A 13,050-nucleotide genomic window follows, 5' to 3' on the forward strand; every position below is an offset into this window, starting at 1 on the left:
CGCGATCTTCTCGTACAGGCGCACAGTCTTCACATCGAAACCTGTCGGACTGGTCCGGTCTGCCGTTTCAATCATGTCGAGATATCGCTGAACGCTTTCCTCGATCTGCTGCTGACGCTTGTCGATTTTGCCTGCCGTGTAGTTTCTGTCACGGCTGTTCACCGCCTTGAACTTGCTGCCGTCGATGGCCACCATGTCGCTGGATAACAGCTTCAGCCCACGACACAGTTCGACGAAGCGACGGCATACGCTACGAATGGCCGGGCCGTTGTCGCGGCGAAAGTCAGCGATCGTCTTGAAGTCTGGCACCAGCCGTCCTGTCAGCCACATCAGCTCGACGTTGCGTTGGCATTCGCGCTCGAGACGCCGGCTGGACGGCACCCGGTTCAGATACCCATAGACGTAGATCTTGAGCATCACGCCTGGGTGGTAGGACGGGCGGCCCGTGACGGCGGGCGTGATACCGTTGAATCCGAGTACCGCAAGCTCCAGTTCATCGACGAAGACATCTATGACCCGAACCGGATTGTCCTGTCCGATGTAATCGTCGACGCATTCGGGAAGTAGTGCGACCTGCTTGCGGTCATCGCCTTCAACGAATCGCTTCATGAGTCACCCGATCTCAGTGCGTTGATTCAGTGTAGGCGATCAGTGTGTTTTCACACACCCTCGGCCATCTACCGCCGTTCGAAGATCATTTGTGAATGTCCGCTTACCTGTGAGCTTGAGCCGGTGGCGTCTTTTAGTCATTGAACTCAGGTTCTACGCTGCAATCGAGCCATACGCGCGCAGATGCTCGCCGTCGTCAGTCAGTTGTGCTTTGTACGTGCATTGGCACGCGCGGCGTCGCATTGTCTCACTGCTCACCCGGGTTACTGATGGATCGGCTGAAGCGTCGATCTGCTTTCGTTAAGCCAGAAGATAAGTTCATTGACACGCATGGCCTTCGCAAACAACCAGCCCTGTCCATACTGGACGCCTCTCTGCACCAGATATTCGACCTGGACATCGTGCTCGACGCCCTCCGCCACGATTTCCACCCCCAGTTCGTGTGCCATTTCGATGATATGAGGCGCGACGACGCTGGATGCTGCGTCTTGTGCAATGGTGTCGATAAATGACTTGTCGATTTTCAGGACATCGATCGTAAAGGTTTGCAGATACGACAGGCTCGAATACCCGGTCCCGAAATCATCGATATAGACAGGGTGGCCGGCATCCCTGAATGCCGCTATGGTTTGCCGCGTTGCGTCGGCATCCATGAAGCTTCGCTCTGTTGCTTCGATTCTGACCTGAGCAGGTCGAATACCCGTCTCGTGCAACCGGGCCGTAAGGACGTTCAGGAAACGGCGTGTCCGCAAATCATCGCTGCTCACATTGATTGAGACGTAGAACGAAGGACGCGAGCGCAGGAGCTTCGACAACTCGTCAATCGTCTTGTCCAGTATGAGGTCCGTCAACTGCTGAATAAGACCGTTCTGCTCCGCGACCGCGACAAAGATTTCCGGCGAGATGTTGCGTCCGTTCAGGTTCCATCTGACGAGCGCTTCCACGCCAACGCATTCGCCACTCGTGAGGCGGACGATCGGCTGGAAAACCACGTCGATTCTCCTGCGTGCTATGGCCCATTCGAGCGTCGCCGGGAAGGAGACTTGCCGCGAGATTCGCCTGAACGCAATCCAGCCAAGCACACCTCCGACAACGACACCAATCGAAAGCCACATCACGAGCAAACCTGGCCAGTGACCCACGAGGCTACTGCGCGGAGACTTGACTACCACCCCGAGGGGCCTGCTTGACGAACGGGCGACAGCGTAGTGCCATTGTTCGCTGTTCACGTGCCCAGCCAGCTTCCATGCGTTGAGCATGTCGTCGGCGTCCGCACCAGATGACAACGCCAGGATTGTGTTTGTCTCGACATTGACCACCGCGATCGGTCGTCGGGCGGGGTCGATAAGATCGACGTAGGACTGCGGGTCGATCGAGACATAGTGTCCGTTGCGGCCGATCTGGATATCCTGGCGCTCGTCGCTGAGGGGGTTCTTATGCCTGAACCAGACCAGATAGCCGTCTTTGGTTCGCCAATCGGGCGCAGGCATCGTCAGCTGTTGCGCTCGAACGTCGCCTAAAAGCGGTGAGCACAGATAGCGTCCACCACCATACGCCCCCCCGTCCTGCACGTATCGGTAGTTAAAAGACACGCGGGCAAACCTTGCGATCTGGGCGGGAGAGCAAAGACTGCCGGGGGCCGCCTCCATGTCCGCGATAGCGGCGAATGCCTGGTAGGTGACAAGCTCCGTGCGCATCACCGCTTTCGCCGCGAACTGCTGCAGATCTTCCTGCTCGCGACGTTCTGCATCCTCGTCGGCGATATAGATGCTGGTCAGTACCGGGGCAACCGTAACTATGCAGCCCAGTGCGACAGAAGCAGAAATAAGCGACAGCCGCTTGATCATTTCGCAAGTCCCGTCGTAAATGACCCTAAGGGAGGCTTCGCGCCACAAGTGCGGCATGCTCAGGGTCGAACGCGTGGAATTGCGATGCCAGCATGAAGAATAGTATCTGGAGCTATTTTTTCAACGCGCGCCATCAAACTAATGATGTGCTTCAAGGATTCCGAGTGCGCCCGCATCATGCTGTCACGCATCGAAGTGCCGCACATGATCAGGAAAGGACAGGTGCTGAACGATGGTGCTGTGCAAACCACCGCCGCTCACCTATATTCGCTAAAGGGGTAGGAATCCTCACAACAAATGAGGTATTTCGCCGCGTCGCTCTTATCGCGATACAACCCGAAAATGACCATTCGTAAAACCGCTCTCCAGGCGTCTATGGCGGCGCTAACATTGCCGCTCCTCATCTTTGAGCCAGCCTGGGCAGACGGAGGGAACGGAGGCGCCGGCGCCGACAGCGGCATCGGCGGCGGGAGTGGCGGAACCACGAGCAGCCCAACTGGCAACTCCGGTGCCGCTGGCAGCGGCAACGATAGTGGTGGCGGTGGTGGTGGCGGCAGCGTGAATCTGGTGACCGGCGAAGGCGGCGCCGGCGGGACTGGCGGCACTGACAGTGCGAATGACCCACCCGGTGCGACTGGCAGTGGTGGCTTGGCCGGCACGACTGGCAGCCCGACTGGTCAGTCTGGGAGCAACGGTGGCGACGGCACCAGCAGCCTGGGTGGCATCGACATCGGCAGCGGCGGCAGCGGCGGGGGTGGCGGCGGATTTGGTCTGGTGCTCCCAGGGGCCAGCGCAATCTCTAATTCCAGCCCGATTACCGGCGGCAACGGCGGCAGCGGCGGCAGTGCCGGCAGCAACAATAACAGCGCCCCCTCCGGCGGTGGCGGCGGCGGCGGTGGCGAAGGCGGCGGGGGTGCACTGCTCACAGGCTCTGCTACATTCGATAACTTAAGCGCGATTAACGGTGGCATCGGCGGCAACGGCGGCAACGGTCAGAACGTCGTCGCCAACGGTTTCGGCATCGGTGGCGATGGTGGCAGGGGCGGATTTGGCCTCGTTTCTACAGGAACCGGCTCAGTCACTAACGAGAACTCCGCCACGATTACCGGCGGCGCAGGAGGCAACGGCGGTTCCGACACCGGCACCAGCATCAGCGGCACCGTCGCCGACGGCGACAGCGGCGGCGACGGCGGCGGTGGCGTTCAATCCACGGCGGCTGGTGCCACGCTCACCAATAACGGCGCCATCACAGGCGGCGGTGGCGGCGCTGGCGGCGGTGGCACCGGCGGCGGGGCCGCCAACGGCGGCAACGGCGGCAACGGCGCTCAATTCACCGCCACCACTGCCACGCTCACCAATAATGGAGCCGTCACCGGCGGTGTCGGCGGCAGCGGCGGCAGCGGCCCCGCCGGCAACGGCGGTAGTGGCGGCAGCGGCGTTCAATTCACAGCCACAGGCGCCACGCTCACCAATACCAGTAATGGCACCATCATCGGTGGCGATGGCGGCAACGGCGGCATCGGCAACGGCGGCAACGGCGGCAACGGGGTTCAATTCACAGCCACAGGTGCCACGCTCACCAATAGTGGCGCCATCACTGGCGGCGTCGGCGGCGGCAGCGGCTTCGGCGGCGGCGTTGGAGTCGGCGGTATCGGCGTTGTCGGTACAGGCCTTACGGTCATCAATAGTGGGACGATCTCGGGCGGTTTTTCCGGTGATGGTACGACGCAGGCCGACGCCATCGACTTTACCGCGGGCAGCAACACGCTGACGTTGCAGAGCGGCTCGACGCTGAACGGCAATATCGCGATCGATTCAGGTAGTGTCACCTTCAACCAATCGAGCGCGCAGACCCTATCCAACAGCATCACTGGCGGCGGTGGTGTTGTGCAGAACGGCACGGGCACGCTGACCCTGTCGGGCACCAACACCTACAGCGGCGGCACGACGATCAGCGGCGGCACGCTGCAGGCATCGGCCGACGCGAACCTGGGCGGTGCGGCGGGGGGCATCACGTTCAACGGCGGCACGCTGCAGCTCGGCAGCAGTTTCAATCTGAATAGCACGCGCGCGATCACGCTCGATGCCCCAGGCGGCACGATCGACACGAATGGCTATGTCACGACAGTCTCGCAGGCAATGGGGGGCGTCGGTGGGCTGACCAAGGCGGGTGCGGGCACGCTGACCCTTTCGGGCGCGAACACTTACAGCGGCGGCACCACGATCGGCAGCGGTACGCTCGCGCTAAGCGGTGGCGGATCGGTGGCCACCTCCTCGGTCGTGACGGACAATGGCGCATTCGATGTGTCCGGGACCACTAGTCCCGGTACCTCGATCATGAGCCTCGCCGGCAACGGTACGGTCAATCTCGGCAGCCAGACGCTGACCCTCACCCATGCCGCCGATACCTTCGCCGGCACCATCGGCGGGACCGGCGGACTGAGCCTCACTGGTGGTACCGAAACCCTCACGGGCGCGAACACCTACAGTGGCGGCACGACGATCAGCAGCGGTACGCTCGCGCTCAGCGGTGGCGGATCTGTGGCCTCCTCTTCCGGCGTGACGGACAACGGCACGTTTGATATATCCGGGGCGAGTAATGGTGCCTCGATCAAGAGCCTCGCGGGCAACGGTGTGGTCAGTCTCAGCAGCCAGACGCTGACCCTCACCCAGGCCAACGATACCTTTGCCGGCACTATCGGCGGCACTGGCGGACTGAACGTCGCGGGCGGTACCGAAACACTCACGGGCGCGAACATCTATACGGGCGGGACCACGATCGCCCCCGGCGCGACCCTTGCGCTGGCCGCAGCTGGCAGCTTGCCGACCAATGGCGCACTCGCCCTGACCGGCACGGGCGCCACGTTCGACATGTCGGGCGCAGGCGGACAGAGCATTGGCGATCTGAGCGGCGTGTTGGGCAGCAATGTGAACCTGGGAAGCAATACGCTCAGCACAACGGATAACACGACCTCGACTTTCGCCGGAACGATTGCCGGCACCGGGGCGCTCGTCAAGAAGGGCACCGGCACGCTGATTCTCAATGGTAACAGTGCGGTGTTCGCCGGCACGACCGAAGTGGCCAACGGCCTGCTGGAAGTGGGCGATATCAATACGCCGGGCGCAGTGCTTGGCAGCAACGTAAGCGTGGATGCAGCCGGCACACTTGGGGGCCACGGGACCGTAGGTGGCAGTGTGACGAACAATGGCACCGTGGTGCCGGGCGGCACAATCGGCACGCTCACCGTAGGGGGCAATTACATCCAGTCGGGCAACGCGACGCTCGCGATTGAGGTCAGCCCCACGGCCGCCTCGCAACTGAAGATCAACGGCAGGGCCACGCTCAACGGTGTGCTGGCGATCACCTATGACCCGGGAACCTACACGGCGAGGCAGTACACTATTGTCTCGACCGCCGGCGGCGTCAGCGGAAGCTTTGCGCATGCGACCAGTACGTTGCTGAGCGGCGCGAGCCTCGGTGCGCTCCAGCAGAGTCTCGCCTACGGCGCGAACAGCGTCGATCTGGTGCTGGCCGCTGCGGCGCCCGCCACACCGCTCGTGGTTGCCCCTGCGGATACGAGCATCTTCACCGCTGTCGGTTCCACCGCCCTGCTTGCCGCGCAGGCGGCCAATGCTGAGTTGCTTGACCGGCTGGGTAGCGCCTCCGCCACAATGGGCAATTCGCCCAGCGGCTGGATTTCGGCCACTGGCGCACACACGAAGGTGAGTGGCACCAGCGGCGAGCCGGGCTATCAGGCGAACCAGTACGGCTTTCTCGCGGGTCTGGACCGTAAGGTCGGCGACTACATGCTGGGTGTCGCAGCAGGCTATACCCATGCGGACATCGACGAGCAGCACACCGGCGACTCGGGCACGGTCGACACGCTGCGCGCAGCGCTGTACGGCAGCCGCTGGCTGGGACCGGTCGACCTGTCGGCGACCGTGGGCTACGGACTTGATTTCCTGTCGCAGAAGCGGCCCTTCGGGCCGGTGGGCACGGCTGAGGGCGACCACATCGGCCAGGAGGTCACGACGGGCGCGCAGGCGAGCCTGCCGATGACGCTTGGCAGCGTGGTCATCACGCCGCGGGTGGGACTGCGCTACGCATATTTCCATGCCAACGGATTCACCGAGAGCGGTGCAGGCGGACAGGACCTGGGCGTGGGAACCGACAACATTCATAGCCTGCAGCCGTATGCCGAAGTGACGCTCGACAAGGCTTTCGGTGATGAACTGAAGCCCGTGAATGTGCAACTGAGGCTGGGCTATGCGCACGAGCTCCTGGACGCAAACCGTGCGGTGACAGTGGGCACGCAGGACGGCACGCTGTTCGCTGCGCCGGGTACGAGCTTGCCGCGCGGCTATCTGACGACGGGGGTGAGTGTGAGCATGAAGCCGGCTCGGGCACTGACGCTCTCGCTCGGCTACGACGCGTTGTTCAACACGACGCATGCGTCGGCGCAGGCCGCGAAGGTGAATCTGGATTACAGATTCTGAGCAACGAACGCAATAGGGAAAGCAGGGAGGCGCCGTCGGGTGTCGTCCGGGCTGAACAATGGCGAGGCACGAGGCAATCATCCATTTCGTGCATGTATGGCAAGGACGGATACCCTGAGGCGGCCGGCATACTCGAAGTACGATCATCCTGCGTTGGCCAAATAGCTGCGCCGTGCGAGCCCGCGCTGGATGCGCAACAGTCATGCGGGTTACGCACTGGCGCACCATGTTGAGTGCAGAGTACCGAGGCCTTTGGTCCACGCAGGACCGTACCGCTTCCGCTCACTTATCGCACTTTGGCGCCCCATTCGACGGACGCCCCCCGATTTGCGCGCCCTATCTCCGCTCCAGGGCGAGTGCGAACAGCCGATCTTCGACGATAAGCGGACGTTTATAGGTTCGTCGTCTGAGTCCGCTTCGGGTCGACTGCTGCCTGACGTGGCCGAACAACGACCGACCACGGGCAGGACGCCCGCGCTTTTGCCGTCGGTGCAGTCAACCGCGCAAGTGCCGGCGGTATGAGCACACCTACGTGTTGGTCCTGCGAAAGGGCGGAATCCGCTTAGGGGACTGGCGCTCAACCAGTTGTCGTTTGTCCGGTAGCGAAATGCGAACGTCCTGCCTCGCGTATCTCTGTTTGCGCAATCGACATCAGGAGCGCGTAGAGCACGAACAGCATGACCACCCGCGATGCCCGGGGACGCGTCCCGACTCCGACGACCTGACATCCCCATTCTGTGTCCCAGCGCGTGGTTCCGGTTTTCTGAATGGCGCGGCCGCTCAAGCAAGGCGCAACAAACCACAAAACCGGTAGCCCGTACCCGAAGCCCAGACCCCAAACCCAAAGATTTCGCTGGAGGTATTCAGCGGGCGAGAGTGGTTCGCCAGAATTTTTTTGCACGGAGAGGGAAAGAAGCGCTTTACCGGGAGTATTTCCAAAACAGCTATAAAGAAGCGCGTCGAAGCAAATGTGCACGAGGAAAAACAGGAACACACAAAAAGCACCTACGACGAACTGCGCGATAATGGGATCTTCCGCGAAAGATACGGCTAACACGATCGTGAAATGCGTGAATAAGTAGCTCAGCGGATATCCCAGCAGAAAAAGCAATAGGGTAAGGTCGAAGCCGCGCGCCTCAAAGCGGGTCGTAAGCGACCGGACCGGCGCCCTTGTTTCCGGGACAGGCTTTGACTCGGGTTCCACTCCTGCCTCGATGGCGCTCCTTGGACCACGGAAGGCAGAGGCGACCCAAGCCAGGCCCCATACGAAAACTAGAGGTACGACGCACCATACGACAAATGTGGGACCAGACATGTGCCCGTCCGGCGCGGCGACGACGTATGCGAGGCAACTCCAGAGGACCGACAGCACAATCGCCACTCGCATCCACCACAACGACATACTAGGCATCGCGCCTCCCCATATTTATTCGCGTCCGCCGGATTTTAGCGGGCGTTAAACGAACTGAATGTGCGGTATATCGCGTTGTATCCGTCAGTGAAGTCGGACCAGCACAAACCGGCGGTCGAAAGGCTACTCGACAAGGGAAATCTAGAATCCGTTGTCACGATGACGAGGCGGATCGTACTAACGCTGTAGCGTTGAAGGTCAGTCGCAGAAACTTTGTCCCAAAGTCGCACAAGTGTGGCGCCAGTCGCACTTACTCTGGCGCCCGCCGACGCCTCTAACGCCTTCATACGCGGGGACGTCGCACTGCAGATTCTTGCTAGCGCCCTATGTGCGTCCAGTCTTTCCTCGACATTCCTGCAACGCCCCGCCGGCGTGGCTTCTGCGGTCTCACGCGCGACACACTCTTAATCTGTTGGTGTGGGGCGCTATTCGCTATTTCAACCAAAAGAAGTGTCGCATTGCCTCTTCAATCGCCTGCCTCCACTGAGGCGGGCAGGGCTTTATTCTCATTGTCGCGCGACCAGATCGTAAAGTCAGTCCACATAATTCTTTGACGTGCGCAATCCAGCAGGTCTGCACAACAATGCCGTGCTCTGTCTTCACGTAGTCCTGTATGTCCTTGTACGTCGCCATGTTTCCCCCTGTCGTGTTTGTCATCGTAGCTAGGGCGACGCCGGAAATCGAGTCGAAAGTAGTTCTTCGTAGCGTAACAAACAGTGCCGCCTGAGACTGCCCGAAGAACCTTTGGTCGACAGTCGGCCTGACGAAGGCGCCCCTGCGGCATCTGGTGTCGGAATTGGTCTCCTCGGTTGGAGGCGACAGAAGCTTGGCTGCACGTGTCGCAAAATATGCAAACCGAAAGGTTGAGTTTCGGCCGAAAAGCAGGCTTTGCCCTTTCTCACTAAATCAGACGCTCGTTCAACGTCCGCGAGCTCGGGTCGGCTGCTGCGCCCGCCAGATTAATTTGGTTGGAACTCGCGCCCTCAAGTGCGTGAGGAGCTCGCGGATGGCGAGTGTCATCACTGGAATTCCGACCGACGACTCTCGATAGGTTGCCTTGTTCGCTGATGGCACAGTCGTCGCAGTACAAGAGGTTCTGGTCAGCACCTGACGCGAAGCTGCTCTAGGCTTCTTTCGAAACGAGAATTGTCGCTTGCAGCTCGTGCTGAATCCCCGGACGCGCAGGCTGGACAAAAAAGAACGGGCTACCTATGCTGCAACGCATATCCGAGCAAGAAAGTCGGACGGACATTTGGACTAAGTGAGGGGAGGAGACCCATGGAAACCGCCGTCATTGCTGCGACCATCACTGCCACTGCTGCAGTGATCGGCCCTATCGTCACCTACTACGTGACGAAGCGGACTCCGTCCGATACGCTCACCGTGGAGGTCTTGAAGGGACGTGCCGGTGTCTATGAAAAGGCGGCGTCGCTACTTCGTGATGCTCGGTCTGTATATGACACTACTTGGGGCAGCGACTCAGTGCCCACAACTCAAACGGAGATTGAGGCAAAAAACAAGTATCTGACTAACATGACGAGAGCGAAGGAGCGCGATAACACGACGTATCGAGAAGTCTTCACATTGACAGACTCGGAGGATCGCCGCCAACGGTACGAGCGCGCGCGTCAAGAGGCATCAACATGTCCAAGTTGCGAAATACGTTGCCTCGCAGGACTTGACACGGACTTTCCCTTGATCGACTTTCTCGTTGTTGATGAGGAGCACGTCATTCTTTCGCACCTCAGCGCGTCGGGGGCACGTGAGGGCTATCAGCATATCTACGTGAAGTCATCCGCCATCGCGAAACATTTAATCGAGTATTTTGAGATCTGCTGGCAAATGCCCTCGCGGCCACTCCACGCAGAGGCGGCGCAGAACACCGGTCTTGGCACTGACCAAATTTCGAGTCGGCCGCCTGAGTCCGACGCAACATTGCCCGCGGTCATGCGGAATGAAGCGCGACGGGTCTTTGTATCGCATGGACGTTCTCCAGACTGGCGCGAGGTCCAGTCGTACATCGAGAAGGATTTGATGCTCGGCACGCTAGAACTGGCACAAGAGCCAAGCGGTGGTCTAACCATCATTGAAAAGCTCGAATCAAACTCGCCACGCTGTGACAGCGCAGTGATTGTTATGAGCGGTGACGACACCGACGCCGTCGGACAGGTGCGGGCTCGGGAGAACGTGATACATGAAATTGGTTGGTTTCAGTCCCGTTACGGACGCGGAAGGGTCGTACTAATGCATCAAGAAGACGTCACCATTCCGACTAATCTTAGTGGCGTTGTATACGTTTCCTACCCAAAGCAATCCATCAGTGCAGGTTTTTACGTGCTTGCGCGTGAGTTGAAAGCAATGTATATCGCGTCTTGACGCGTCGTATTCACAGCTTCATCTAGTTCTCGTATCCGAATTTGCCTGCGGCAGAAAGCTTGGCCGATGTCTGATCGTCTTGATCGGTATCGTCCACTATGGGTCGACTCGGCTATTCGCGATCTAGCTTGTGGCGTTGTGCAGTGCTGCCTTTACACGAAATGGGGCGATAGAAAGCTACGGTGCGTGCGCTGTTATGCGCGGCGCGTTCCGTTTTTGCAACACTTACCCATCGACCCGCCTTGCGCCCAAAATGCGCCCGGTCCGAAATTCAAATTCACGTGTTCCGTGCTGGCGGTGGGCTTGCGGCATGTCACCAACACACTTCCAGTCTGTTTGCTCTCTGTGCCTTGTGGAATAAGGCTTGCGGGCCTGAATCGTGTTTGTGTAAACTTCGATTATTGACACAGGCTTCTCAAGGGAACATTAAATGTCGAAGTTTTACCCTCGCGCCGCTGTTGCGTATGTCAACGTCGAGAAGCGCGCTGGCCGCGTCGCCGATCAACCGTCAGAGGTGCATTCGTTTGAACGCACACTCTCCGAAAAAGACTACATGGTCCTGCGCAACGCCAATCGCCTGCTGGCCGTCTATCGCATCCGGCGCGACAACGAAACGTTGAAGCGGTTGAAGCGCTGGCCGGGCCTGCTCGACGACGTCGAGTAACAGAAGACGCTCGCCGACAGGTGGGTACCGTTCCGTCTACGTAGTACTACTAAAAAGGTAAGAGGATGAGCAACGGCACAAAAGCAAGGTTTATGGCGGTACACCGCGCGAAGATGCAGATCGCTGTGGCCGCGCAAGAGAGGGTTCGCGAGATCGAGCCGCCGAAGAGGGCTGAGCAAATGCCTCGCCGTCCGATGCATGGGATTGGACACGATGTTTTGCCGGACCACGAGGAGAAACAGATGAAGGTCACGGTTTCGGAGCGCGCCCTGCTGGCGTGCGTCAATCGGCAGCTTGCCAAGGAAGGGAAAACCTTGCGTACGTCGCGTAGCGCAGCGGAGCGGTCGAGCTTCAGCAACTACTACGCGAGGGACGCGAGCGGCAATGTGACGGCCAGCGGCATAGACGATTTGGAAAAGTGGGTGCACAAAGAATTCGCGGGGATGCTAAAGCCGTTCGAGACGCTGGAGTCCGCCGGAGGTGCGCGATGAGCTTCGACACTTCGGAGGTGATCGAGCAGCGGCTCGAGAGCAACCAGTACTTTGAACTACTCGGCCACAACGGCGACGCCGTTTTCATGCGCCACGCGCGCAGCGGATCGGTCGTCAAGTTGCGCGGCAAGCTAACCCCGTTCATGCTTGCGCAGGTCGCGCCGATGACCTGGTGGGAGCGTAATTTTCCCAAGCGCCCAGGGTGGCACGACAAGCTGACGGCCGCGAAGTCTTTCGTTATTCACGCGGCCTATCGAATGGGCTTGTACGACGAGGAGGGCATCGCGCGGCGCCGGATCGCAGACGAAAAACTGGCGGCGCAGCCGGCGCCTGTGATCACGGGAAACGGATTGCCGGCGGCGCTCGTCGTGAAAGAGACGAAGACTCACTTTCACGTCAGGTGCCCTTTCTGTGGAGATGAACATCAGCATGGGGCGCCATTGCTGGGCGCGCGGGTGCCGCATTGCTCGATGAACTACCCGGGCGGCCTACCCGATTACGAGCTGGTGCGCGATAGCGTGGCGAGGGCAAAGTAAATCACGGCCGCCGGCGGGCAGTCATCTGGTTGTAGCAACACGACGAGCTCGGCATTGTCCGGGCTTTTCTGCATCTGCCGTCGGCTCGTGCATATGTGTGTATGTACCGATGTACCAGTGTGCCCATGTACCCACGTATGTGCCTGAGGCGCGACGTCGTGCGCGTGGCTGGGTTGGTGGCCGGCGGAGGTGGCTATGTGGTGGTGCTCGAGGAGGGCGTGTGCGTCACGTGCGCGCGCGGTGACGTCGTCGGCGAGATGGTGATCAGGGAAGGGCTTAAAAACCGGCCGTAAAAACCAAAACGCCCAATTGGTCCGTGACGAGCGGATGGTTCCAATTGGGCGACTACGTATCTGGTTCAGCGGGGCTGAAGGCAAAAGCTTTGAACGGCAAGTTCAGGAACGATTATATCCGAATGACGTGCTGTCTCAAAGAACAAAATGCACGCATGTAGTCCTGCTCAGCGCGTGTCACGAAAAATCGCGCGCGTTTTAGTCGGTCAATGGAGTGGCGTGAAAATTCCGAAAATAAACGCCTTTGAGTTCATTTGCGAGGTCGGTAGAATTTTTCGAATTGCATGATGGACCGACGATCCGGAATGTTTAACCTAGTCGACCTG

General features: G+C 59.9%; 9 protein-coding genes. 6 read left to right on the forward strand and 3 right to left on the reverse strand.

Translation table 11 applies throughout. From position 1 onward, the window contains the following. Both P3T16_RS27715 and P3T16_RS27720 read right to left on the reverse strand, forming a co-directional pair. Positions 1 to 609, reverse strand: a 609-nt coding sequence (locus tag P3T16_RS27715) for a transposase (protein WP_429344726.1), incomplete at its 3' end; no start/stop codon positions are given. Between the two features lie 263 nt (positions 610 to 872). Then, positions 873 to 2,456: an EAL domain-containing protein gene (locus P3T16_RS27720; protein WP_429344727.1), complete on the reverse strand. Its 1,584-nt coding sequence runs from the start codon at positions 2,454 to 2,456 to the stop codon at positions 873 to 875. A gap of 567 nt (positions 2,457 to 3,023) precedes the next feature. On the opposite strand from P3T16_RS27720, the gene P3T16_RS27725 reads away from it, so the two are divergent. Continuing rightward, on the forward strand, positions 3,024 to 6,953 hold the full coding sequence (locus P3T16_RS27725; protein ID WP_429344728.1) for an autotransporter domain-containing protein: 3,930 nt from the start codon (positions 3,024 to 3,026) through the stop codon (positions 6,951 to 6,953). Positions 6,954 to 7,530: 577 nt separating this feature from the next. Here the strand turns inward: P3T16_RS27725 and P3T16_RS27730 are convergent. Further along, positions 7,531 to 8,157 (reverse strand): RDD family protein, encoded by a 627-nt coding sequence (locus P3T16_RS27730; RefSeq protein WP_429344729.1) that lies wholly within the window; start codon positions 8,155 to 8,157, stop codon positions 7,531 to 7,533. Positions 8,158 to 9,642: 1,485 nt separating this feature from the next. On the opposite strand from P3T16_RS27730, the gene P3T16_RS27735 reads away from it, so the two are divergent. The 5 genes from P3T16_RS27735 (at position 9,643) to P3T16_RS27755 (ending at position 12,724) form a co-directional block, all read left to right on the forward strand. Further along, positions 9,643 to 10,740, forward strand: coding sequence for a TIR domain-containing protein (locus tag P3T16_RS27735; protein WP_429344730.1), 1,098 nt, complete (start codon positions 9,643 to 9,645; stop codon positions 10,738 to 10,740). 430 nt (positions 10,741 to 11,170) lie between these two features. Further along, positions 11,171 to 11,404, forward strand: a complete 234-nt coding sequence (locus tag P3T16_RS27740) for a hypothetical protein (RefSeq protein WP_429344731.1) — start codon at positions 11,171 to 11,173, stop codon at positions 11,402 to 11,404. 65 nt (positions 11,405 to 11,469) lie between these two features. Beyond that, positions 11,470 to 11,895, forward strand: coding sequence for a hypothetical protein (locus tag P3T16_RS27745; protein ID WP_429344732.1), 426 nt, complete (start codon positions 11,470 to 11,472; stop codon positions 11,893 to 11,895). Then, positions 11,892 to 12,431, forward strand: coding sequence for a hypothetical protein (locus P3T16_RS27750; protein WP_429344733.1), 540 nt, complete (start codon positions 11,892 to 11,894; stop codon positions 12,429 to 12,431). Before P3T16_RS27745 ends, P3T16_RS27750 begins: the two co-directional genes overlap by 4 nt. A 125-nt stretch (positions 12,432 to 12,556) precedes the next feature. Then, positions 12,557 to 12,724: a hypothetical protein gene (locus P3T16_RS27755; RefSeq protein WP_429344734.1), complete on the forward strand. Its 168-nt coding sequence runs from the start codon at positions 12,557 to 12,559 to the stop codon at positions 12,722 to 12,724. The last annotated feature ends 326 nt before the right edge of the window (positions 12,725 to 13,050 follow it).

Source organism: Paraburkholderia sp. GAS42 (assembly GCF_050436565.1).
Classification (GTDB): Bacteria; Pseudomonadota; Gammaproteobacteria; order Burkholderiales; family Burkholderiaceae; genus Paraburkholderia.